Annotated in this window: 21 protein-coding genes and 1 other RNA gene; 3 read left to right on the top strand and 19 right to left on the bottom strand. The window is 52.2% G+C overall.

Annotated elements, in window-relative coordinates:
* The 9 genes from ACTRC3_RS06150 to ACTRC3_RS06110 all read right to left on the bottom strand — a co-directional run.
* Nucleotides 1–641: aminoacetone oxidase family FAD-binding enzyme (locus ACTRC3_RS06150; protein WP_440322308.1), on the bottom strand; the 641-nt coding region annotated here is incomplete at its 3' end.
* A gap of 10 nt (nt 642–651) precedes the next feature.
* Entirely contained in the window at nt 652–1,935 is a 1,284-nt protein-coding gene (locus ACTRC3_RS06145) for a methionine gamma-lyase family protein (protein ID WP_349164060.1), read from the bottom strand.
* The gene (miaA, locus tag ACTRC3_RS06140) at nt 1,932–2,879 is read right to left on the bottom strand and encodes a tRNA (adenosine(37)-N6)-dimethylallyltransferase MiaA (protein ID WP_440322305.1); all 948 of its coding nucleotides are present in this window, start codon (nt 2,877–2,879) and stop codon (nt 1,932–1,934) included. Before miaA ends, ACTRC3_RS06145 begins: the two co-directional genes overlap by 4 nt.
* A gap of 160 nt (nt 2,880–3,039) precedes the next feature.
* Nucleotides 3,040–3,825 (bottom strand): amino acid ABC transporter ATP-binding protein, encoded by a 786-nt coding sequence (locus ACTRC3_RS06135; RefSeq protein WP_349164062.1) that lies wholly within the window; start codon nt 3,823–3,825, stop codon nt 3,040–3,042.
* Nucleotides 3,826–3,967: 142 nt separating this feature from the next.
* A complete protein-coding gene (locus tag ACTRC3_RS06130) occupies nt 3,968–4,654 on the bottom strand; it encodes an ABC transporter permease subunit (RefSeq protein ID WP_178039487.1) in 687 nt (228 codons plus the stop codon).
* A gap of 27 nt (nt 4,655–4,681) precedes the next feature.
* Nucleotides 4,682–5,554: a transporter substrate-binding domain-containing protein gene (locus ACTRC3_RS06125; protein WP_178039486.1), complete on the bottom strand. Its 873-nt coding sequence runs from the start codon at nt 5,552–5,554 to the stop codon at nt 4,682–4,684.
* A gap of 139 nt (nt 5,555–5,693) precedes the next feature.
* Nucleotides 5,694–6,482: a hypothetical protein gene (locus ACTRC3_RS06120; protein ID WP_440322302.1), complete on the bottom strand. Its 789-nt coding sequence runs from the start codon at nt 6,480–6,482 to the stop codon at nt 5,694–5,696.
* Entirely contained in the window at nt 6,470–7,597 is a 1,128-nt protein-coding gene (locus ACTRC3_RS06115) for a DUF5716 family protein (RefSeq protein WP_440322300.1), read from the bottom strand. The genes ACTRC3_RS06120 and ACTRC3_RS06115 overlap by 13 nt, the downstream gene beginning before the upstream one ends.
* Before the next feature lie 34 nt (nt 7,598–7,631).
* Entirely contained in the window at nt 7,632–10,190 is a 2,559-nt protein-coding gene (locus tag ACTRC3_RS06110; protein ID WP_440322298.1) for a DUF5717 family protein, read from the bottom strand.
* Between the two features lie 120 nt (nt 10,191–10,310).
* Between ACTRC3_RS06110 and ACTRC3_RS06105 the strand changes: the two genes are divergently transcribed.
* Nucleotides 10,311–11,405, top strand: a complete 1,095-nt coding sequence (locus ACTRC3_RS06105; protein WP_349164067.1) for a pyridoxal phosphate-dependent aminotransferase — start codon at nt 10,311–10,313, stop codon at nt 11,403–11,405.
* Between the two features lie 53 nt (nt 11,406–11,458).
* Here ACTRC3_RS06105 and ACTRC3_RS06100 read toward each other — a convergent pair whose 3' ends face one another.
* From ACTRC3_RS06100 to ACTRC3_RS06080, 5 genes are read right to left on the bottom strand one after another with little or no spacing between them, the layout of a single operon-like run.
* Nucleotides 11,459–12,457, bottom strand: a complete 999-nt coding sequence (locus tag ACTRC3_RS06100) for a peptidylprolyl isomerase (protein WP_440322296.1) — start codon at nt 12,455–12,457, stop codon at nt 11,459–11,461.
* 6 nt (nt 12,458–12,463) lie between these two features.
* Nucleotides 12,464–12,727: a glyoxalase gene (locus ACTRC3_RS06095; protein ID WP_440322294.1), complete on the bottom strand. Its 264-nt coding sequence runs from the start codon at nt 12,725–12,727 to the stop codon at nt 12,464–12,466.
* Nucleotides 12,728–12,758: 31 nt separating this feature from the next.
* The gene (locus ACTRC3_RS06090) at nt 12,759–13,544 is read right to left on the bottom strand and encodes an HAD family hydrolase (RefSeq protein WP_440322292.1); all 786 of its coding nucleotides are present in this window, start codon (nt 13,542–13,544) and stop codon (nt 12,759–12,761) included.
* Entirely contained in the window at nt 13,537–14,217 is a 681-nt protein-coding gene (locus ACTRC3_RS06085; RefSeq protein ID WP_440322290.1) for an HAD family hydrolase, read from the bottom strand. Before ACTRC3_RS06085 ends, ACTRC3_RS06090 begins: the two co-directional genes overlap by 8 nt.
* A complete protein-coding gene (locus ACTRC3_RS06080) occupies nt 14,207–14,821 on the bottom strand; it encodes a Maf family protein (RefSeq protein ID WP_440322288.1) in 615 nt (204 codons plus the stop codon). Before ACTRC3_RS06080 ends, ACTRC3_RS06085 begins: the two co-directional genes overlap by 11 nt.
* Before the next feature lie 165 nt (nt 14,822–14,986).
* Between ACTRC3_RS06080 and ACTRC3_RS06075 the strand changes: the two genes are divergently transcribed.
* Nucleotides 14,987–15,307 carry a hypothetical protein gene (locus ACTRC3_RS06075; protein WP_178039476.1) on the top strand — a complete coding sequence of 107 codons (321 nt, stop codon included), beginning with the start codon at nt 14,987–14,989 and terminating at the stop codon, nt 15,305–15,307.
* 41 nt (nt 15,308–15,348) lie between these two features.
* On the opposite strand, the gene ACTRC3_RS06070 is transcribed toward ACTRC3_RS06075, so the two are convergent.
* The 5 genes from ACTRC3_RS06070 to pckA all read right to left on the bottom strand — a co-directional run bounded on the left by ACTRC3_RS06070 (nt 15,349) and on the right by pckA (nt 21,371).
* Entirely contained in the window at nt 15,349–16,275 is a 927-nt protein-coding gene (locus ACTRC3_RS06070) for a YihY/virulence factor BrkB family protein (protein ID WP_440322286.1), read from the bottom strand.
* Nucleotides 16,276–16,323: 48 nt separating this feature from the next.
* Nucleotides 16,324–17,850, bottom strand: coding sequence for a SpoIID/LytB domain-containing protein (locus ACTRC3_RS06065; RefSeq protein ID WP_440322284.1), 1,527 nt, complete (start codon nt 17,848–17,850; stop codon nt 16,324–16,326).
* Between the two features lie 89 nt (nt 17,851–17,939).
* A non-coding RNA gene (gene ssrS / locus ACTRC3_RS06060) (6S RNA) lies at nt 17,940–18,121 on the bottom strand.
* 124 nt (nt 18,122–18,245) lie between these two features.
* On the bottom strand, nt 18,246–19,592 hold the full coding sequence (locus ACTRC3_RS06055; protein ID WP_440322282.1) for an MATE family efflux transporter: 1,347 nt from the start codon (nt 19,590–19,592) through the stop codon (nt 18,246–18,248).
* A 165-nt stretch (nt 19,593–19,757) separates the two neighbouring features.
* Complete coding sequence (gene pckA, locus ACTRC3_RS06050) at nt 19,758–21,371, bottom strand: phosphoenolpyruvate carboxykinase (ATP) (protein WP_440322280.1); 1,614 nt, start codon at nt 21,369–21,371, stop codon at nt 19,758–19,760.
* A gap of 471 nt (nt 21,372–21,842) precedes the next feature.
* On the opposite strand from pckA, the gene ACTRC3_RS06045 reads away from it, so the two are divergent.
* Nucleotides 21,843–23,207, top strand: a complete 1,365-nt coding sequence (locus ACTRC3_RS06045) for a citrate/2-methylcitrate synthase (protein WP_440322278.1) — start codon at nt 21,843–21,845, stop codon at nt 23,205–23,207.
* Nucleotides 23,208–23,258: the final 51 nt, after the last annotated feature.

Here is a 23,258-nt window from a genome sequence, read left to right as displayed (position 1 = left end):
TAGAGCTCCTCTCTTGCGTCCATCCGGACACCCGCCAGCTTTTCATAAAATTTTTCTTTACATCGAAGCTGTACCAGCGCCGGGAGCGGTTTGATGATTCGGTGCCCCAGACTCTCCGCCAATCTGTAACCGCCGCCGTCGGATCCGGTCTCCGGAGCCGCCTTGGATCCACAGGTCAAAATCACTGCGTCCGCCGGATAGCTCCAGCCTTCTGTCTGCACCCGAAAACTATTTTCCTCCCGGGTAATAGCCTGTGCTTCTGTATTCAACGCCAGCTTTACGCCCCGATGCTCCGCCTCCAGACGCAGCACCTCCGCCACGGAAGCTGCCTGATCGCTGTAGGGATAGAGATAGCCGTTTCGGTTTTTTGTAAATATTCCAAATTCTGTAAATTTTTTTAAAATATCCTGCATGCCGACCCGGGACAGAACCTGCGCCGCAAAATCCGGCTCCGCGCTCCGGTAATGGTCCGGACTCTGATCCCGGTTGGTCAGATTGCAGCGGCCATTGCCGGTAACCAGTATTTTCTTTCCCACCTGCTTATTTTTTTCCAACAACGTCACCTTTGCGCCCTGCTTTGCCGCCGCAATGGCCGCCATGAGCCCGGCGGCTCCGCCGCCTACAACCACTACCTTTTTCATCCGTTTCTCCTTATAGCTGTACCAGACCGGCATCAACCATTCTTTGCAGGGACATGAGAATGCCCAGCTTCGCATGGGGCCAGGTCAGTCCGCCCTGGAAATATACCGCGTAGGGCGGTTTGATGGGACCGTCCGCGGAAAGCTCGATGGATGAGCCCTGTACAAAGGCTCCGGCTGCCATGATGACGTCGCTGTCATAGCCCGGCATCGCCCAGGGCTCCGGTGTTACGTAGCTGTCCACCGGCGCCGCAGCCTGAATGCCCTGACAGAAGGCGATAACGCCCTCAGGTTTTCCAAAGGTTACGGCCTGAATAATATCATGCCGGCTCTCGGTGCTGTCCGGCACTACCGCAAAGCCCAGTTTTTCATAGATATTGGCTGCGAAAATCGCGCCCTTTAAGGCTGCCGCCGTGACCGTCGGAGCCAGGAAAAATCCCTGATAAAAGCTGGTCATAACGCCCAGGGACGCGCCCACTTCCCTGCCGAGGCCCGGAGAAGTCAGACGGTATGCCGCGTTTTCCACATACTGTTCTTTTCCCACGATGTAACCACCGATGGGAGCCAGGCCGCCGCCCGGGTTCTTGATGAGAGAGCCTACGCAGAGATCCGCGCCTACATCCGTGGGCTCGATCCGTTCTACAAACTCGCCATAGCAGTTGTCCACCATGCAGATCACATCCGGCTTTCTTTCTTTTATAAATGCAATCAACTCGCCGATCCGCTGTACAGAAAGGGTCGGACGGGTCTGATAGCCCTTGGAACGCTGGATGGTCACCAGCTTTGTACGCTCATTTAAGGCTGCCTCAATGGCCGGATAATCGAAGCTTCCGTCCTCCTTTAAGTCCACCTGACGGTAGGTCACGCCATATTCGGCCAGGGAACCGTTGGACGGACGGATACCGATAACCTCCTCCAGGGTATCGTAGGGCTTGCCCACCGGAGAAAGGAGCTCGTCGCCGGGACGCAGGTTTCCGGACAGGGCTACTGCCAGAGCGTGCGTACCGCAGGCGATCTGAGGGCGCACCAGGGCCGCCTCTGCGTGAAACGCCGCAGCGTAAACTTCCTCCAGCTTATCTCTTCCCAGATCGTTATAGCCATAGCCGCTGGTAGCTGCGAAGCAGGCCGCCTCCACACGGTTTTTCTGCATGGCCCCCACAACCTTAAGCTGATTATATTCAGCAGTCTCATCGATCCGGTCAAAGCGTTCTTTTAAGCCCTTTTCTATCTCCTGTCCAAATGCGTATACGGCCGGGCTGATGCCCAGTTCCCGGTACATGTTCTCTGTCTGTGTCATTTCATAATTCCTCTTTCTTTTATTATTTTCAGCATAAATGCAAGAATTTTCTCATCATCGTACGCGAATTCCGGTTTTTCCACCCAGATCACATCCCGCTCCCGCCGGAACCAGGTGAGCTGGCGCTTGGCAAAATGCCTGGTATCCCGTTTCAGGACGCGCACGGCCTCCTCCAGTGGTATTTCCCCGTCAAGATAGTCCAGGATTTCTTTGTAACCCAGCCCCTGCATGGAGACCATGCCGCGCCTGCAGCCTTCGTTTTTAAGGCTCTCCACTTCTTTCACCAGGCCGTCCTTCATCATTTCATCTACCCGTCGGTCGATGCGCCCGTAAAGGTTTGCGCGCTCGTCATTCAGGACGAAGTAGGCGAAGTTGTAGGGTGATTTCTTTTCCCGCTGCTCCTCATTATGTTCTGAGATACGCTCGCCGGTCATTTCATAATATTCCAGGGCGCGGATAACCCGCTTTACGTTGTTGGCATGAATTTCTTCCGCTGCTTTTGGGTCTGCCCGAACCAGTCGGGCGTGGAAGGCTTCCGGGCCCTCCTCTGCGGCCAGAGCCTCCAGGTTCGCGCGAAGTTCCGCATTTCCCTCATTTTCGGTAAAATCAATATCGTAGAGCAGCGCCTGGATATAAAAACCAGTGCCACCGGTCAGGATGGGGATGTGCCCCCGGGACCAGATGTCTTCCATGGCTGCTTTTGCCAGTTTCTGGAAAAGAACCACATGAAAATCTTCCTCCGGTTCCAGAACATCGATCAGATGATGGGGGACGCCCTGCATCTCCTCCGGGCGGATCTTGGCGGATCCGATATCCATGCGACGGTAAACCTGCATAGAGTCGGCGGAAATGATTTCGCCGTTTACGGCTTTCGCCAGGGCAATGGATAGTTTTGTTTTTCCGACGGCGGTGGGGCCGGTCAGGATAATCAGGGGCTTTTTCACGATGGACGTCCTCCTCTCTTAATTGCAATCTGTTTTATTCTAATATGAATTGTTCGGATTTTCAACTGGGTTTTGTGGTAAAAATACAGGCGGGGGAGAAAATTTTTCTCCCCCGCCCTCACGTTTTAACAAAGACGCTTTGGTCAGAGATGTTTTTATTTTACCCCTGCGTGAAGCGGGACAGGAACTGTCGCGTACGCTCTTCGCGGGTATGCTCAAAGACTTCTTCGGGCGTGCCTTTTTCCAGGATGCGGCCGTCATCCATGAAGATGACCTGGCTGGCCACGTCGCGGGCGAAGGCCATTTCATGGGTAACGATAATCATCGTGGTTTTCTGATCCGCCAGCTCTTTGATGACTCTCAGAACCTCGCCGGTAAGCTCCGGGTCGAGGGCTGACGTCGGTTCATCAAAGCAGAGGATGTCCGGCTTCAAGGCAAGGGCGCGGGCGATGGCCACACGCTGGCACTGACCGCCGGAAAGCTGGTGGGGATAGTTGTTCATTCTGTCCGCCAGTCCCATCTGGGTCAGGAGACCTTTGGCCTCGGCCTCGATCTCTGCGTGGATTTCTTTTTTACGGGCTTTGTAGTCCGGCTGCTCTTTGGCCAGCAGCTCTTTGGCCAACATAACGTTGCCCAGGGCCGTGTACTGCGGGAACAGATTGAAAGACTGGAAGACCAGTCCGAAGTGCAGTCTCTTTTTGCGGATCTCGGATTCCTGACGGGTCTGTGGATCTGCGGCGTCGAACAGGGTCTCGCCGTTTACACGGATGACGCCTGTATCCGGGTGCTCCAGAAAGTTCAGGCAGCGGAGAAATGTGGTCTTGCCGCTTCCGGAGGATCCGATGATGGATACTACATCGCCTTTTTCCAGGGTAAAGCTGATATCTTTTAAAACCTCTGTTTTGTCAAAGGTTTTGCTTACATGTTCTACTTCCAGTATTGCCATTCTTTTTACATCCTCCTTATCTGAAAAGAATCCTGCTTCGCAGGATTCTCCGCCTGCGGCGGGTCGCCTAAGCGACATACTACCTCTCCGCCGCAGTGCGATAATATTTTCAGGTAACAGGGAATTCCATCGGAATTTCCTGTTACCTGAAATAGTCCAGTTTCCGCTCCAGACGCTCCAGAAGGACCGTCAGAACACCGTTGAATATCAGATAGTAGACGGCTGTGAAGAACAGCGGCCAGATCTCACCCGCGATTCCCTGGGAGCCCTTCATGAAAGCCTGTCCGGCCCAGATAATCTCCTGCAGGGCGATGATACGCGCCAGGGAAGTATCCTTTACCAGGGTGATGATCTCATTGGACATGGGCGGTACAATGCGCTTGATCATCTGCATCAGCTTAACCTTGAAGAAAATCTGGGTCTTGGTCATACCAAGCACCAGACCGGCTTCTTCCTGCCCGGCAGGAACACTCTGAATGCCGCCGCGATAGATTTCGGAAAAATAGCAGGCATAATTGAGGACGAAGGACAGGGACGCGGCCAGGAACCGACCGGTTTCTCCACCGCCCCAGATCTGCTTATGCAATACCAGTCCCGGGAAATAAAAGATGATTAAAAGCTGGATCATAAGCGGCGTACCGCGTATGATCCAGACGATGAATTTGGATAACATACTCAAGGGGCGGAATTTTGACATGGACCCGAAAGCTATCACCAGTCCTAAGGGTACCGCTCCTATCAATGTGATGAAAAATAATCTCAGTGTCTGCAGAAAGCCGCTGTTCAATGCTCCCAGAACAATCGGCATCTGTTCTATGATTCGTTCCATTTTACTTCTCTTTTGCTTTTATTTTTATTACTCCTGTACCAGAGCAGCCTGTACGCCGTACTTCTCTGCGCACGCCTTCATGCTTCCATCTGCTGTGGCGTTTGCGAAGAACTCGTCCAGAACGGCTGCCAGGTCAGAACCCTTACGGAAGCCAACGCCGTATTTCTCACTGTTCAGGGCTACGGTATAAGTCAAATCCGCATAGCTGGTTCCCTCGCCAATCATGGCCGCTGCCATCAGGGAGTCGATAACTGCCGCGTCGGATGTGCCGGATGCCACTTCAAGCAGGGCGTCGGACTGTGCCTTCACCGGTGTGTAATTAAGTCCAAGGGCGCTGACCTCTGCCTCTCCGGCGCTGCCAGCCTCTACCGCGAAGCTTAAATCCTTCAGGCTGTCGGTATCCTGATACTTATCCGCTGCGTCCTTCGGTACTACGACTACCTGCGCGTTATTCAGGTATGCGCCGGTGCACTCCATGGAGCTTGTGACCTCGTCAGTCAGGGTCATTCCGTTCCATACACAGTCGATGCTCTTGCCGTCCAGCTCCAGGACCTTATTATCCCAGTCAATCTCTACGAACTCCACGTCTACGCCCAGGCTTTCCGCGAAGGCCTTTGCCATATCTGCGTCAAAGCCGACCCAGTCGCCATTGTCATCTTTATAATCCATGGGCTCGAAATCAGTGATACCGACTACCAGAGTCCCCTTGTCTACCACATACGCCATGTCGCTGTCTGCGGAAGCTGTATCATCCTCTGCCGCGTCATCCGCGCTGTCCTCAGCCGCGTCCTGGGCGTCGGTATTGGTTACTACTTCTTCTTTACCGGAAGATCCGCAGCCTGCCAGCATGGAAGCTGCCATTACTCCACATAAAAATACGCTTAATACTTTCTTTTTCATAATCTGTCCTCCCACTGCCGACTCTGCGGCTGATTCGTTACCGTTTTCTTTCATTCTCTACCATTCAATCACTGTACAACGATAAAGCGACGGTACCATTGCATTTTAACATCTGGTTTCTGGTCTGTCAACCCGAACTTTACGCATAGCGGGTATTTTTTTCATATTCCCGCTCCAGCTCATAGATTTTCTCCGCCAGATGTTCCGGCTGTTCCAGATGCTCCTCTGCCTCGGACAGAAGCCGTTCATAGTCCTCCATATATTCTGAGAGCTGTTCTCCATGAATATTCTGAAGCTCCATGGCCTGTTCAAAATCTTCGTCGGACAGTCCCAGCCGCATGGAAAAGACATACTCCTTCAGAACCTCCGGATCCTTCTGGTACTGCCAGGATGTGCGAAATGCCCGTGCAGCCCTTCCAAACTGAAACAAACGGCTGTAGCAGACGCCCAGATTGTTCCAGACATGGGCGTAAAACTCCACACCCAGCCGATCGCTCTGCCGGATGTCCAGAATCTTTTCATATTCATAAATGGACGCCAGATAATTACCATTGATGAAATATTCGTCGGCCCGGAGCTTCAGCCGTTCCTGCTCCTGGTAAGTGTTCAGCACCTTCATCCTGGAAGAAAGCTCCGTCAGCTCCTCCCGGGTATAATAGTCGACGCTCCGAAGGATGGTCAGAACCATATTCTGGATGCTGCTTCCTGCCTCGGCTCCCTTTTTCAGCTTCTCCGCCAAATCCGGATTGTGGGCCTCCGTCCGAAGCCATTCCCAGAGGCGTTTCCCCAGCATCTGACGATCGGCCAGATAGACATTTTCGTACAGGAAAAACGCCAGCTCCTCCATGGAATACAGGCGGATACCCATGCTCTCTATGTAATAGGGCGTCTTTACCGGTTCATCCCGGCAAATCATCACTGCTCCCATACCCGCGCGCCTCCTTCCTGACTCAAATCAACCGTTTCGTTCCAGACCATATCGGAAGAGGGAAACAGCTCGCCAAAGCCCAGATCCCGCACCTCTATCCGAAGCTTTTCCACGCCTTCAAATTCCACAAAAATCCGAAGCCTGGTGGTCCTGGAAGGCCGTTCCGGAATGCCGGTAAGCTCCAGGCTTTCCTTCAGCGTCATATTTCCCTGCATGGGCTTTAAGATAAATTCCAGCACCGGTTCATCCAGAAGCAGGGCCTCGCACTGCGCCTTGGCCTCATACCAGCTGGTTCCCGCGTTCAGCAGGGTATAGAGGCTGTCTTTTCCCGTTCCCGGTGTGCGGATACCCACATTGTAGGAAATTTTATCTTCACCCAGGAACACGTAGCTGCGCTCCTCCGGATTCTTCAGTTCTTCCATGGCCCGGTAACAGGCCCCCTTGGCAAATAAGTTATTGCCCGCAAAGACGCGTTTCCCGGCACTGCAGAGAATCTTCAGGCTTTCTTCATACCATTTTCCATCGAAGCCCTCTCCCACCAGAAAAACAGAAGACACAGGACGGCCTCCGAAAATATCCCGGGCAATGCCGGACAGCGCCAGATCCTTCTCCCCATTGGTATAATTCCCCAAGCCGGTCTGCCATTTTTCTTCTTTTTCCGCCCGGGCCATGGCCGGAATCGTCCTGCCGTTCACATTGAGCACAGCGCTCCTAAGTTCTCCTCCCTCGCAGGTAAAGAGAACGGACTGATGCCGCCAGATTTCCCGGGGCTGATGCAGCACATAAGCACAGAAGCTCTCCTCACGGGACTGAACGAAAATCCGGCTTTCCGGAATGCCAATCATCTGCATGGCCGCCCGCCGAAGCTCCGCCACTGTCTGCTCATCCGCCTGTTCCACACAGAATACCACGGCAGCCGCCTCGTGAATCTTACCGTAGGGCTTCAGAAGCCGCATGGCCTTTTTCAGAAAAGCCTCCGTGGTTTCTGTGGGGATTCTGTATTTCTCCGTTCCGGGCTCCACAGCCACCGAGACGGGTTCTTTTGATTTTTCATTCCAGCAGCAGATCTGCGAATACTCTTTTCCCAGATCAAACCCTATTACAAAGGTTCCCACTGTCTGCTACCTCCTTGTCCGAACAAATGTCAGTCTATTTTAACGAAAACATGGTTTCCACCAGAAATTTCTTTTTTCCGTAGGTCCCATACTGCCGCCGAAGTTCCGGCATGTCGTGCTCGGACAGGGCACGGGCCATTTCGTAAATGGAAGCATATTTGGTGCCGGTCACAAGCGGCTCTTCACCGCCTTCCACGAAGCTGTGATCCGGCGTAGCGTGCTCGCCCTCTTCGTCCTCCTCCGTCACAAACCAGGTAAGCCGGTCATCGTAGAACAGGGTAAATTCCTTCACAAAAAGTCCCGGCTCCACCGGATACAGCCGCTCCGCCACATAATTGCAGTTTTTCATCCGGGGCGACTCGATAACGTAATGCAGAATCACCTTATGCTCCGGATTAGCCCGGTATTCCACGAAGGTCTTATCCTCCAGAAGCTCCGAGCGCCCAAGCCGGGCCAAAAGTGGTTTCATAAAAGAAAACCGCATTTTCTTCTGAATACAGAGCTTCGTCATCCGCTCGGCCCGTATCTCCTCGCTTTCTGTCAGCTTCCGCCTGCCGGACAGATATCGCAGATACGCCAGTTCGCAGACCGGCGCCAGACCGGCTTCCCAGGCAATGGCCTGCGCAAGCTGCCCATAAATTCCTTCCGGCACTTTCTCATCCCGTACAAAATCCTGCCAGCTCATCCATGTGAGATAAGCCCGCGCCACCAGACCGTCGCCGCCCAGCGCCCGGTAATCCTCAAAGATTCCATAAGCCTCTTCTTTCACCTGTCCGGTAAACAGCATCTGGCCGAGAATACGTTCTTCCAGATCAAAGACATCCAGTTCAAACTCATGCGCCTCATTCCAGACTTCCTCCATGATGGCCACAGAGCCATAATAGTAACCGGAAAGATATTCCAGGATTCCTTCGTTGTATTTGTGTTCCCGGAAAATATGCAGACAGAGCTTCAAAAGGAAGGCATCCTCCTCATATTCCAGCTCCCGCATTTTCCAGACCGCCAGCTTCAGCAAGAGCTTTACCCGCACCATGGAATAATCGTAAGCGCGGATCGTATCCCATGCTTCCCCGTACATGCCGCGCAAAATCAGGATTTCCACATAACGTGCCCGGTCCTTCGGCGTCATCCGGGTTGTCTCGGTCACAAAGAATTCCTGATCCAGATCGTCCAGATCCTGGTTTGCGTAATAGAACTGCAGGATCTCCTGGCGCACATCTTCTTTGTAATGAGCCGTAAAGCCTTCAATCTTTAATACCCGCTTATAATTTTCCACATTTTCTCTGGTAATCACATGACATCTGGACATACCGTCGCAGAGGTAGAGATATAAGCCTCTGTGATATCGGAGCAGTTCCCGGCATTTATCCACGTAACGGCGCTCGTTCATAAGACGGGTCAGTGTGTAGGGGACGCTGCTGGTATAACAGCTGCCCTGTTCATCTACCAGCACAATCACCGCCCCCGGCGTATAGATGGGAATCAGTGCTTCCCCGTGGCTCAAAGGCACGGTAATCTTCTGCTGCAGCTGCTCATAGAGCACCTGCACATGCCGGATCCGTCTGTCATTGCAGCGGAAACGGCGCAGGAACATAATATCTGACAACGCCTCGGCAAAATCAATGGTCAGAAGTTCTTCCACCAGAAAACGTTCGTATATGACAGCCATATTTTCGCTGAGTCTGCGCTCCAGAAGCTGATCCAGCATAAAGGCCTCAATCCGATCCCGGTAGCGCCTGTAAAGCTCGCCGTCCTCCGGCTGGAAACGTATCACATTGGCGTAAAGCAGCGCCTTCTGAGCATTATTCAGCGTATTCTCCATGAGAAAATAAAGCAGCAGATTCCGGGGAAATGCCTCCGCAAAGGTTCCGGGAACCGACATCATAAAGTACTCATAAAGATTGGTGATTTTCAGCTCCAGCTCCACGCCGCGCCGGTACCAGGAAAAGCTTTCTTCGTCGGTGCTGCCGTTTTTAATCAGAATCGAGCAGATCGCTGACAGAAGTTCACTGCCGCCATACCGCTCATAGGCCTCTTTTACCCGGGCAAAGCCCTGAGCCTCGGGCCGTCTGCCCCGCCTGATCTGATCAGCCAGTTCCAGCGCCTCTCCCGGCGTCAGTTCCTTCTTTTCCGTATCCTCGATGATTTTCACATCCAGTACTTCTTCCGGCTGTTCCGATCTCTTTTCCTCCGGCAGCGGTTCAATCGGATCGGCGGAAATAAAGTAAGCGTAGCCCTCTTCCTTTGGCTCCTCATGGGGCGCTACCCGCACCGTATACGGAAGCAGATACTCTCCGGCCTCGGCTACGATACAAAATTCGCCCTCAATCTCCTCGCCGCCCCAGAGGCCCTGCCCGTCAAAGCTGTAACCGATGCGCGCCGTCCGGGCAGAAAAGCTGGGATGCTCCACCTGCATCCGCCAGGAGGAAGCATAGACGATGCCTTTGATCTGCCGATCCGCGGTCACGGTAAAACTGCTCTCCGCCTTTTCCCCCGGCCTGCAATTCAGAGTGATCAGAGATTCGGACAGACTCATCTTCGGCTTTTCGTATTCTATCTTTCCTGCTGCGATTCGTTCCAGCTTCGCCCGCATAGATATTCGCTCCTTCCGCCGCCTGCGCGGCTTTCCAAGTTTTGATTGCATTTTTTTGAAATCCAGTTATAATCAGTATAGCATTATTTGTCAGAAAGCACAAGGAAAGAGGAATTCGAAATGATTAAGCATAAAGACCATTTTCACGGAAGTGATCTGGAGAAGATTGAAGAAGTTTACGGCATCAAAAAGGAAGACATCACCAGTTTCAGCGCCAATGTGAATCCGCTCGGCATCTCTCCGAAGCTGCGTTCCTCGCTGATTGACCATATTGACGCGATTACCTCTTATCCGGATCGGGAGTATACATCCTTACGCCGCCGGATTGGAGCTTATGTGGGCGCCCCCGCTGAGAGTATTCTGGTGGGAAATGGCTCCACAGAGCTGATTTCGCTGTTTATCCAGATGGAACATCCGAAAAAGGCGCTGATTCTGGGACCCACTTATTCCGAATACGAGCGGGAGATTTCCCTGGGCGGCGGTACGTCTCTTTATTTTCCGCTTAAAGAGGAAGACGATTTCGTTCTGCATCCGGAAGCATTCAGGACGGCGCTCAATGAAAGTATTGATCTGCTGGTAATCTGCAATCCCAACAATCCCACTTCTACGGCGATTTCCCAGGATTCCATGCGGAAAATTCTGGATGAGTGTAAGCGGTATGACATCTTTGTGATGGTAGATGAGACTTATGTGGAGTTCGCGCCGGACGCGGCGGCGGTGGATTCGATTCCGCTGACTCATTTTTACAATAACCTGGTGGTACTGCGGGGCGTATCCAAGTTTTTCGCTTCACCGGGACTCAGGCTTGGGTATGCGGTCACGGGGAATGCGGATCTATTGAAGTATATCAATACCCATAAGAATCCCTGGACCATTAACAGTCTGGCGGCGGTGGCCGGGGAGCTGATGTTCTCGGATGAAGAGTATATCCGTAAGACACGGGAGCTGATTCATCGTGAACGGACACGGTGTTATGAGGAAATGAAGGGCTGGGGTACGGTGAAGGTGTATAAGCCTACAGCGAATTTTATGCTGGTGAAGATCCTCAAGGAGGGCGTGGATGCGGATGTGTTGTTTGAGCATGCCATTAAGCGGGGACTTATGATTCGGAATTGTTCGACGTTTCCATTTTTGGATGAGAGGTTTTTCCGATTTTGCTTTATGAGTCCGGAGAAGAATACGGAGCTTTTGAACTGTCTGCATGAATTACTTTAGGACGGACGAAAAAAGGGCGCAGGGGTTGCGCCCTTTTTTCTGTTCGTATATTATCAATTGCCGAAGTATTTGGTGTAGATGGTCATGAAGTTGGGGGCGGCTTCACCGCTATAGTCGGCGAAGTGGACTTTGGTCCACTTCTGCCGGTTGAACTCGGATGGGGTGTCGGCCATCAAAGTTTCGTAGGCTTCGGTGAATTCTTCGTCGCGGCGTTTTTCTACCATGGTAATTTTGTTGGCTTCGGTGGCGTCGCGGTCGAAGTTGTTGACACATTTCAGGATATAGTAGCCACCGGTGGTTTCGATGACGTCGCTTATCTGATCGTTTTCCAACGAGAAGGCTGCTTCTTCGTAGGCTGCTTCTTTTTCACCACGGCCTAAGGTTACGGTGGTCTGGCTGTCTCTATTATAAGCGGCGGCTACGGTAGCGAAATCTTTGCCTTCGTCCAGGCGTGCTTTGACGATTTCGGCGTTGTCCAGGCTGTCCAGGCGGATCTGCTGGATGGTGATGATGCGGGCTTCGTCGTCGCTGACTTCCGTGTTCACGTCTTTGGTGATCTCGGTGTAGACTTTTTTCGATAATACATGGGCGGTGTAGAGGTCTTCTACGTCGCCTTTTTCGACTTTCATGTATTTTTTCTGTTCATCAGTCAGAGCGCTGTAATATTCTTCGGCTGCCTGGCTGATTTTTTCTTTTTCGGCATCGCTTAAGGTGACATTGTTTTCTTTAGCCAGCAGGGTTACTGCTTTGACAGAGGCCAGCTGGGCAATAATGGTATCTTTTACATATTCTTCCAGTGTCACGCCGCCAAAATCGTGCTCCCACATTTCCACGCCATAGGCGTTTTCATACTGCTGCTTGTAGTCCATGACGTAAATCATGGCTTCGGGCAGGGTGCAGACGCTTTTGCCCACTTTAAAGAGCTGATCGCCGGTCAGGCCGGTGGTCAGTACAATTTTTGTATTGCTCCATGTGCCGCAGCCGGTCAGGCTGCCCGTCAGTACGATGGCCGCAAGCAGGGCAGCCGCCCCCCGTCTGATGGTTTTTATCATTGTTTTTTATCCCTCCACAATCAGGTAGGTGCCGTCATCCAGGGCGAAGACTTCCGCGGTTTCTTCTACTTCTTCGTCGCTCATGCCGCTGACGTCCATACCGCTTTCTTCCAGATATTCGCGGACGTCTTCCAGGCTGTCTACGACCACTGCCATGCAGTCCTCCAGAAATTCTTCCGCCTCTTCCAGGTTCTCCGCCACGGGTTCATCAAAAAGCTGACCCTGGTTCTTCAGAAATGTTTTCAGACATTCTTCTGTATATTCGTTCATTGTATGCTCTCCTTTTTGTTTGTATTTTATCCTACAACAGAGTGCGGAGTACTTTCAGTACGCCGTCGTTGACATTGGTATCCGTGATGTGCTTTGCCGCTTTTCTGACCGGTTCCGCCGCATTGGCTACCGCGTAGCTTTCCGTGGCCGCTGCCAGCATTTCCAGATCATTTAAGTTATCACCGAAAACCATGGTTTCATCCGGACTGATTTTCAGAATCTTCTGGATCTCCCGGATGGCGTGTCCTTTGTTGGATTCCTTGTTCATGAAATCCAGCCAGATGTCTCCTGCTATGGTGCAATGCAGACGCTTGGACCATCTGGGAACCATGTCCTCCGCCACTTTCTCAATGTCATTTTTCCGGTATACGGATATTTTATTGATATGGCGCTCCTCTGCCAGTACATCTTCCACAATCGTCAACCGGCTGTGGTAGCCCAGACGGACCAGATCCACGAACTCCTGATCCGTGCTTTCGGAGTAAAGTCCGCCGTCGGCGTCCAGGGCAAGGCTGGCTCCCGGAATCTTCCGCACTTCCTCTACCCACTCACAGACATCCTTCCAATCGATAACCTCCTCGGACATCCGATAGCCTCTGCAGCTTACATAGGCTCCATTTTCTGAAACAAAGATAATATCGTTCTTAACCGGCTCAAACAGTCTGACTATACTGGAATAGGGTCTTCCGCTGGCCGCCGCAAAGATGATATCTTTTTCCTTCAGTTTTCGAATAACAGCAAAGATCTCCGGATTGATTTCCGCGGTTCCCTCAGGAAGCAGAGTTCCGTCAATATCGCTGCATATCAGTTTAATCATGTATCTGTCCACCCTTTCTGTAGATCTCGGCAATTTCATCCGCCTGTCCCGCGATGGCGTCCGAACCGTTCTCCCGCAGCTCCCGCTCCTCACGGAATCCCCAAAGCACACCCACTGTGTACATGCCGGCTGCGGTTCCAGTCTTCATATCTGTGCTGGTATCGCCCAGATACATGCACTCCTCCGGCTTTACGCCAAACTGCTCCGCGATGTAGAGAGCGCCTGCCGGATCGGGTTTTCTCGGGAATGCCCCGGACTGTCCCTGCACCCAGTCAAACAGCCCCTCCTCCGGAAATACGGTACGGATGACGTTTTTGGTGTTGGCGTCCGGTTTATTGGACAAAACGGCGAGCTTCGCGCCCTGTTTTTTCAGCTCCTTCAAGGCTTCCACGATGCCCGGATAAGGCTTTACGTTATGGAGACAGCCTTCTTTGAAATATTCCATATAGCGTTCCCGCACCCGTTCAAAGTTCTCACACGCCTCGTCGCCGCCGAAGCGGAGCAGCCGCTGAATCAGGACGTCTACGCCTTCTCCCACAAAAATCTTATACTGCTCTGTCGCAGCTTCCCTCATTCCGAAATCCCGTAAAGCCCGGTTGGCACTCCAGGCAATGGACTCCACACTGTCACAGAGGGTACCGTCCAAATCAAAAATACATGCTTTAAAGCTCATAATATTCCTCCTCTTCCGGCTTCCGCAAATCCACGCCCTTTTTCAGAAGCTCCTGATAAAACCGGGCCGCCGGAAAGCCAACGACCGTGGCGTATTCTCCCTGTATTCCGCGGATATAGGGCATACAGCCGCCCTGTATGGCATAAGCTCCCGCCTTGTCCATGGGCTCGCCGGTCTCAATATAATCCTGAATCCAGGCGTCCGTCATGGGATACATGGATACCTTTGTCCCTTCCGCGAAATGCGCCAACGGCTCGCCGGTCACGGTATCGATCACCGCCACGCCCGTATACACCATATGGGACGCCCCCTGCAGCTCCTTCAGCATCCGAAACGCTTCTTCTTTATCATGGGGCTTTCCCAGAATTTTATTCCCACTGGCCACTACCGTATCGGATCCGATGACCAGCGCGGGCTCTCCTGTCTTGTCCGCCACTTCCCGGGCCTTCTGCAATGCCAGGGCTTTTACTGCCTCTACCGGGTCCGACGTCTCCAGTTTTTCTTCTCCGCAGGCTGGATGCACCTGGAAGTTCAGGCCCATATTGCTCAGAATCTCCCTGCGTCTCGGTGACGCGGAAGCCAGTATCAGTTTTCTTTTTTCCAATTTTTCACTCCTCTTTCCCGCTATGCCAGCTTTTTTACCGACATACCACTTCTATTAGAGTAATATATAATTTTTAGATTGACAATAAATTTTTAATATTTTTTCGCTTTTCTTTTTTCCGGTTTCGTATTACAATAGAGTAAATTTACAAGGAGGGACTGTATCATGAAGAAAATAGCAAAGATTTTTGGAGCAATCGCCGCAGTCGGAGCTGCCGTTGCAGGAGGCGTGGCGCTGTATAAAAAATTCATTTCCCCGAACGAGGATTTCGACGATCTGGTGGATGAGCTGGAGGACGAATTCGAGGACGAGGATCTGGACGCCGAGCCTTCGAAGACTGCTGACAGAAGCTATGTGTCCCTGACACCTTCTGAGGAATCCACAGCAAAAGAAGAGGACGCAGAAGAAGAGACTGCTAAAGCCCCAGAGAGCGAAGACGCTCCCGCTGCGGAAGAGGCTGCAGAAGCAGAAGAAAAAGAGATATAAAAAATTCCCGACCGGACGCGCTGCGTCCGATCGGGAATTTTTTATATCTCTTTCTCTGCCTTTTCCTTCGCTTCTTCCCGAAGCTCCTTTTCCACTTCTGCCTGTTCCTTCTTCTGCTCCCGCAGCATCCGCCGGTAATAGGACACCCGCCGGAACTGATCCTCGAAGTAAGAATTGATCTCCGCGCCAATCAGAATGATATACATACAGAAATACAGCCACAGCATCACCAGCACGATGGTGGTCAGACTGCCGTACATATTGGCCAGACCCGGAGAATATTCCACATAAAGGGAAAATACGATAGAAAATACATACCAGCACACCGCCGCGAAAGCCGCGCCCGGAGCCTGCCGGATGAGCCGCACCTTCCGGTTCGGCACAAAACGGTACAGCACCATAAAGAGTACCGCCAGGATCCCGACGGACACCATGCCTTTCATTTTCAGGATAATCTCCGTCACATAGGTCAGAATCGGAATGTATTCCATCACCATCTCGTGCAGGGAATTGCCAAAAACCAGAACCACCAGGGACAGGATAATCGCCACCACGAAAACCATCGTATATAACGCGGACTGCAGCCGCAGAATGATATAATTTCTGCGCTCCTCCACATTGTAAATCATATTCATCCCCTGTATCAGACCCATAAAGCCCTTACCTGCGGACCAGGCTGTCATGATCGCGGACAGGGAAATGGTAACTGCCGTCTTGCTGTATACCTCGTCTATAATTCCCAGCACGAACGAATCCATGCTGGGGGGAAAAATCATCTGTGCCGCTTTATAGATATCCGCAGGCGTCAGGGAGGTATACTGTACCAGCGTCACCAAAAGGATGATAAACGGGAAAAAGGACAGCATAATGAAGTATGCAGTCTGCGCTGCATACGCCCCCACACAGTCCTCCTGCATGGCATTCAAAAAGCCCATGATTAACTTTATGCATTTTTTCACAAACTTCATGATTCCCCCGTCATATTCTCGAATCTTTTAACCGTATCTTATATATTATCACATCTCCCTGATATCCGTCAATTCCACATCTGTGTAGAAAAAATGCAGGATTTCTCCGTAGCCTTTTCCCTGCTTCGCCATACCGTTGGCCCCGTTTTGGCTTAAGCCCACGCCATGGCCATAGCCACCGCCTGTGAACCGCCAGCCGGACAGCTCGCCCTTTTCATCAAACAGAGGCGTAATCCTCATGCAGGCGCTGGGCAGCAGCATGCCGCCCTCCACCCTGCTGCCATCCCTTCGCCGGATGCTTCCGCCCTGTACATTCAGAAGGGCCCTGGCATTGTACTCGGTGCTGACCTCGATGGTATGACGGCTGCCGCGAATCTGAAGCTTTGTAACAGCTCCACCCTCGTTTCTCTCCAGCACGTCGATGCCCCGGATCCGCCCGATGGTTTTGATGGTACGGCTTTCCAGACGGCTTCCCAGGCGGGTCAGGACAGCGTTCGGATTGGCCGCGATACGCCCTGCCAACGCCTGATTCAGATTTTCCGAGAGTGTCTTGTTGTCAATCTCCGTCTCCCAGCGGTACCAGCTGATATCCGCGTCATAGCCGTCCGGGTGATCCGCCTCAAGAAATGCGTTAAATTCTTCTTCCTTACTTAAATCTACCGCTTCCCCGGCTGCGTCCACGGTCTTTCCGGCCAGATAGGGTGTCGCTGTCTGATCGCCGTCCCACCAGACCTCCTGATTGCCGGTTGCGCCGCAGGATGTGGAAAAATAGTATGCCGTAATCGGACTGCCCTGACAGGTCAGAATCTGCCCGGCGGTTTCTGCCACCGCCCGATCTGTGCCGGCGGTCCGGCCCGTGTTGCCGTAAACCTGGAAGCTGACACTGTCGTCCACATGAGCCTCGCAGTCCGGGTAGGCGTATGTGGAAAGTTCCTGATACGCATAGGTCCGGGCGCAGACCGCCTGGGCCTTCAGGGCTTCCATATGATAGCCGGATGGCATCTCACTGGGCACCACATAGGCCAGATATGTCTCCAGGGGCACCTCATTGACCAGATAGAAGCCCTCGTCGGTCGGCCATAGCTCCAGTGCGCCCTCGTAGACCGGATGACCGCCGCTGCGGATCAGGGAATTCACCCGGATGCGGGCGTCTTCCCCGGTAACGCGCAGGCAGATGGGCGTCTCCGCCAGCGGTTCTCCGTTCAGGAACAGGACGCCGTCCTCCCGGGTCAGCTCCAGCTGGCTGCCAGAATCCAGTTTTTCACCTGTCTCCCGGTCTGTCAACGTCAATTCGGAACCATGTTCCGATGCAAGGCTTACTTTTTCATGAAGGGTTTCCGCGAAGCCGTCCGTCTTTAAAAGAACGCGGATTTGTCCGGTGTAGGGCAGCGGCTCCGGCTCTGTGTTTTCCGGTTCTGCCGCTTTCTCTGCGTCTGTTCCTTGAATTTCATTTTCTTCCAATTCTATGTTCTGGTTCTGTGTCTCGGATTCCGACCCGGTTCCGTCGCTTCTCTTTTGCAGGCTTATCATCCCACCCAGCACCATAATTCCCAGCGCCAGCAGCCCAAGTTTCATTTTCCAAAGCTTCCTCTTGTCCATCCGTCCCCCATTTTCTGCGAAAAGCACAAGAAAAGGCAGCCGTCTCCGACTGCCCTTATCTTTCTTGTAAACCCAAAGTGCCGTTTCCGCGATTTTGACGCCTAGCTAATGCTAGGTGGGTAACCTCAACTGCCTTTCTGCCTTCCACTGCACATTCGGAGGCCTGACATCCGGGACAGAGATATTGGAATCCCATGAACGTAAATGTAGGTTCAAAATAGCGGGTTCACGCACACCCCAGGAATTCATTCCGTTTCACTTATAAGTTACTCAACTCATGAAATTATTATACTGCAAATGATACTATTTGGCAACAGAAAAAATTATTACTGTTCACTTTGTTCTCAGTCATACACCTCGCGGAATAGTGGCTATGAATGGTTAGCAAAAAGCTTACTTACCGCTTTTTTGTAAATCACAAACGCGGCCGCCGCGGTCGCCCATTCGGTCAGCCAGAAGCCGTGCCAGACGCCTGCTGCGCCCAGGAAGCGGCTCAGGATGAAGCCTGCCGGAACCAGGAGTACCAGGTAGCGGAGCAGGGAGATTATCAGGGACGGCACGCCCAGGCCCAGCCCCTCCAGCACGCCGCCGGAGATAATGGACACAGAGGATACCAGAAAGCCCAGAGAAATGATGCGCAGAGCTTCGGCTCCCATCTGCACTGTCGCGGCATTTTCCGTAAAGAGGCTGAACAGCTGGTTCGGGAACAGGACGCAGATGACTGTACCGAAGGCCATGATCACCGCCGCCAGGCTAAGCGCCGTCCGGTAAATCTTCCGCACCCGCTGCTCCTCGCCCGCGCCGTAGTTATAGCCGACTAACGGGCGGATGCCCTGCACGATGCCATTTGCGGTCAGATACAGGAAGGTCTGTAGTTTATAATATACGCCCAGCACCAGCACATAGACGTCTGAAAATCCGGCAAGAACCGCGTTTAATGCGGAAATTGTCAGAGATGGTACCGCAAGATTCAGGGTGGCCGGAATGCCCACGCTATAGATACGGCTCAGCACATCCTTTTCAAGGCTCAGGGCTTTTCTGGTGATTCGCACCGGAATCGGGCGTACAACATAAATGATCAGATACACAGCCACACTGACGGTCTGTCCGATGCCCGTTGCCAGGGCCGCGCCCTCGATACCCATAGCCGGAAAGGGTCCAACGCCGAAGATCAGCAACGGATCCAGAATAATATTGCTGATACAGCCTGCCATGAGGCTTACCATGGACACCTTCATCCTTCCTACTGCCTGAAAGATTTTCTCAAAGCTCAGGCTAAAGGAAATCATCACCGCAAAGGCAAAAACGATGCGAGAATACCGCAGCGCATAGTCGATAACCCCTGTATCCTTCGAATACAACCGCAGAAAGCCCGGCATCACCAGCAGACAGATGAGCATCAGAATCAGGCTCTGAACCGCATTGATGAAAAAGCCGGCAGAAGCCGCCCGATCCGCCTGCTCCTTTCGCTGTGCCCCCAGATAGAAGGCAATGGTGGCGTTGATGCCGACGCCAAAGCCGATGGTAATCGCATTGATCAGATTTTGAATCGGATAGACCAGGGACAGGGCCGTCATGGCCTCCTCGCTGATGCTGGCTACAAAATAGCTGTCCACGATATTGTACAGGGAATTGACCAGCATGGAAAGCACCATGGGCAGGGACATCGAAAGCACCAGACCCAGAATCGGTTTCTCTTTCATGAAAGCATCGTTCATTTCGTATCTCCTCTTATTTTCCCGCATAAAAATACCACACAGATATGATCTCTCATATCTGTGTGGCGAAAAGCAGAATCACTCCGGAAAAATCCACTTCCCTTTCGGGTTTTAATGGAGTCATTCTAACATGTTCTTTTTTTCCTGTCAATCCCTTTGTATAAATTAGAGCTGCGGACCTGCTGCAACCAGTGCCTTGCCGTCTGCGTTGCTCTCATATTTTGCAAAGTTCTTGATGAAACGCTGTGCCAGATCCTTAGCCTTTGCATCCCACTCTGCAGCATCTGCGTATGTATCACGCGGATCCAGAATGCCTGCATCAACTCCCGGAAGAGCTGTCGGTACCTCAAAGTTGAAGTACGGAATGGTCTTGGTCTCTGCGTTCAGAATATCGCCGTTCAGGATAGCGTCGATGATTCCACGGGTATCCTTGATGGAGATACGCTTGCCTGTGCCGTTCCATCCTGTATTTACCAGGTATGCCTTAGCGCCGCTCTTCTTCATCTTCTTAACCAGCTCATGAGCGTACTTGGTCGGATGCAGCTCCAGGAATGCCTGGCCGAAGCATGCGGAGAAGGTCGGTGTCGGCTCTGTGATTCCACGCTCGGTTCCTGCAAGCTTTGCAGTGAATCCGGACAGGAAGTAGTACTCAGTCTGCTCCGGCGTCAGAACGGATACCGGCGGAAGTACGCCGAATGCGTCTGCGGACAGGAAGATAACGTTCTTCGCGTCCGGACCGGAAGAAATAACATTTACATTCTGCGCGATCTTCTCGATGTGATTAATCGGGTAAGATACACGTGTATTCTCTGTAACACTCTTATCTGCGAAGTCAACCTTGCCGTCCTTGTCCAGAGTTACGTTCTCCAGAAGAGCGTTTCTCTTGATGGCATTGTAGATATCCGGCTCAGACTCTTTGTCCAGGTTGATAACCTTTGCATAGCAGCCGCCCTCGAAGTTGAATACGCCGTTGTCGTCCCAGCCGTGCTCGTCATCACCGATCAGAAGACGCTTCGGGTCGGTAGACAGAGTTGTCTTACCTGTTCCGGAAAGACCGAAGAAGATAGCGGTGTTCTTTCCTTCCATATCTGTGTTTGCAGAGCAGTGCATGGAAGCGATGCCCTTCAGCGGCAGATAGTAGTTCATCATGGAGAACATACCCTTCTTCATCTCTCCGCCGTACCAGGTATTGACGATAACCTGCTCACGGCTGGTGATGTTGAACATAACTGCGGTCTCAGAGTTCAGACCCAGCTCCTTGTAGTTCTCTACCTTTGCCTTGGATGCGTTGTATACAACGAAGTCCGGCTCAAAGTTCTCCAGCTCCTCAGCGGTCGGCTGAATAAACATATTGGTAACGAAATGAGCCTGCCAAGCTACCTCTACGATAAAACGGATAGCCATGCGTGTGTCCTTGTTTGCGCCGCAGAATGCGTCTACTACGTACAGCTTCTTATCGGACAGCTCTTTCTTTGCGATATCCTTTACTGCAGCCCATGCTTCCTGAGTTGCCGGATGGTTATCGTTCGGATACTCCTCGGATGTCCACCATACGGTGTCCTTGGAATTCTCATCCATAACGATGAATTTATCTTTGGGGGAACGTCCAGTATAAATACCTGTCATAACGTTCACTGCGCCAAGCTCGCTCTCCTGGCCCTTTTCAAAGCCTTCCAGACCCGGCTTTGTCTCCTCTTCGAAAAGCATCTCGTAAGAAGGATTGTGTACGATCTCTGTGGTACCTGTGATACCATACTGAGTTAAATCAATCTTTGCCATCTTTCACTCGACCTCTTTCTTTGTATTATATGTGTCAACTAAAGGGTCCCTCTGCATGTAGCTGCCATCCTGCATACAGGGCTTACCCGCCCACGCCACTTATTATCACATCTTGTGAAAAAAAAGTCAAGGAAAAGTACTTAAAATAATACAATTTATTTCGCCAGAATTGACGCGCAGTAAAAAAGGATGCAACTTTCTGTAGGAGAGCTAGCTCGCCTGCGGAAAGTTGTATCCGTTCGTCCGCATTCTCATTTGTTACCAATTTCTTAAAATTCTGTAAATTTTCTGTTTTCGCATGATTTTCTGTCCACTTTATGTTATGATAACTCCAATACGCGGCGGAACAGTGTCTGTGCAAAGTAATTCAATGAATACTCTTTCATATCCGCCCGGCAGACATATCTGAGCATCGCAAATCACCCGTTATCAACAGAACACCTGTTATATTTTAGAAAGGAGCTTTTGCCCATGCAGATCAATTCATACTCCGAAATCACACCCGAAATTCTGGATCTCTCCCGCTTAAGCGAGAAAACCAGCCAGATTAACACAGAGCTTTATAAAAAATACGATGTAAAACGGGGACTGCGCGACATCAGCGGTCAGGGCGTGCTGGCCGGTCTCACGGAGATCGGCGAGATTCACGCCTACGATATGGTGGACGGTAAGCTGGTTCCCTGCGAGGGAAAGCTGTTCTACCGGGGCATGGATATCGAGGAGCTGGTGCGTGGCTTCGTATCGGAAGGCCGCTTCGGCTTCGAGGAAATCACCTATCTGCTGCTCTTTGGGGAACTGCCGAATCCCGGGGAGCTTACTTCCTTCCGGGAGCTTCTGGGCTCCTACCGTTCCCTGCCCACCCATTTTGTCAGAGATATCATTATGAAAGCTCCCAGCAAGGATATGATGAACACCCTGGCCAGAAGCGTCCTGACCCTGTACTCCTACGACAACCGTGGCGACGACATCTCTATTCCCAACGTACTTCGCCAGTCCCTGCAGCTCATCGCCCTGTTCCCGATGCTCTCGGTCTATGGCTATCAGGCTTACGCCCATTACCACGATGGCAAGAGTCTCTACATCCACCCGCCGAAGCCGGAGCTGTCTACAGCGGAGAATATTCTTTACACCCTGCGTCCCGACAGCAGGTACACAGACTTTGAGGCCAAGATTCTCGACATCGCCCTGGTGCTTCATATGGAGCACGGCGGCGGTAATAACTCCTCCTTCACCACCCATGTGGTCTCTTCCTCCGGTACCGACACCTACTCCTCGGTGGCTGCCTCTCTGGGCTCCTTAAAGGGTCCCCGGCACGGCGGCGCGAATATCAAGGTGGTGCGGATGTTCGAGGATATGAAGCAGCAGGTGAAGGACTGGACCAATGAGGAAGAGGTAAGCGCTTATCTGCGTGCTCTGCTCCACAAGGAAGCCTTTGACCATGCAGGCCTCATCTATGGAATGGGCCATGCGGTCTACTCCCTCTCCGACCCCCGTGCGAACATCTTCAAATCCTTTGTCAAGCGTCTCTCCGTGGAAAAGGGACGGGAAGAGGAATTCGCCCTTTATTCCATGGTGGAACGGCTGGCCCCCCAGATCATCGGCGAGGAACGCAAAATCTACAAAGGCGTCAGCGCCAATGTGGACTTCTACAGCGGCTTTGTATACAGCATGCTGGATCTTCCCCTGGAGCTCTACACCCCGATCTTCGCCATGGCCCGTATCGTAGGCTGGAGCGCCCACCGCATCGAGGAGCTGGCGAATAACGGCAAGATCATCCGTCCGGCATATAAGAGCGTGGCCGAGCGGCAGGAGTATGTGAAGCTCGCTGAGCGCTAATCCGCTTTCTCCCGGAAAATGATACAGCCTTCGGCGGTCAGATTTCTGTAT

It is taken from the genome of Laedolimicola sp., assembly GCF_051972735.1.
Classification (GTDB): Bacteria; Bacillota; Clostridia; order Lachnospirales; family Lachnospiraceae; genus Laedolimicola; species Laedolimicola intestinihominis.
The sequence above is the reverse complement of the archived record's forward strand: the minus strand, read 5'-3'. Positions and strand labels throughout refer to the sequence as shown.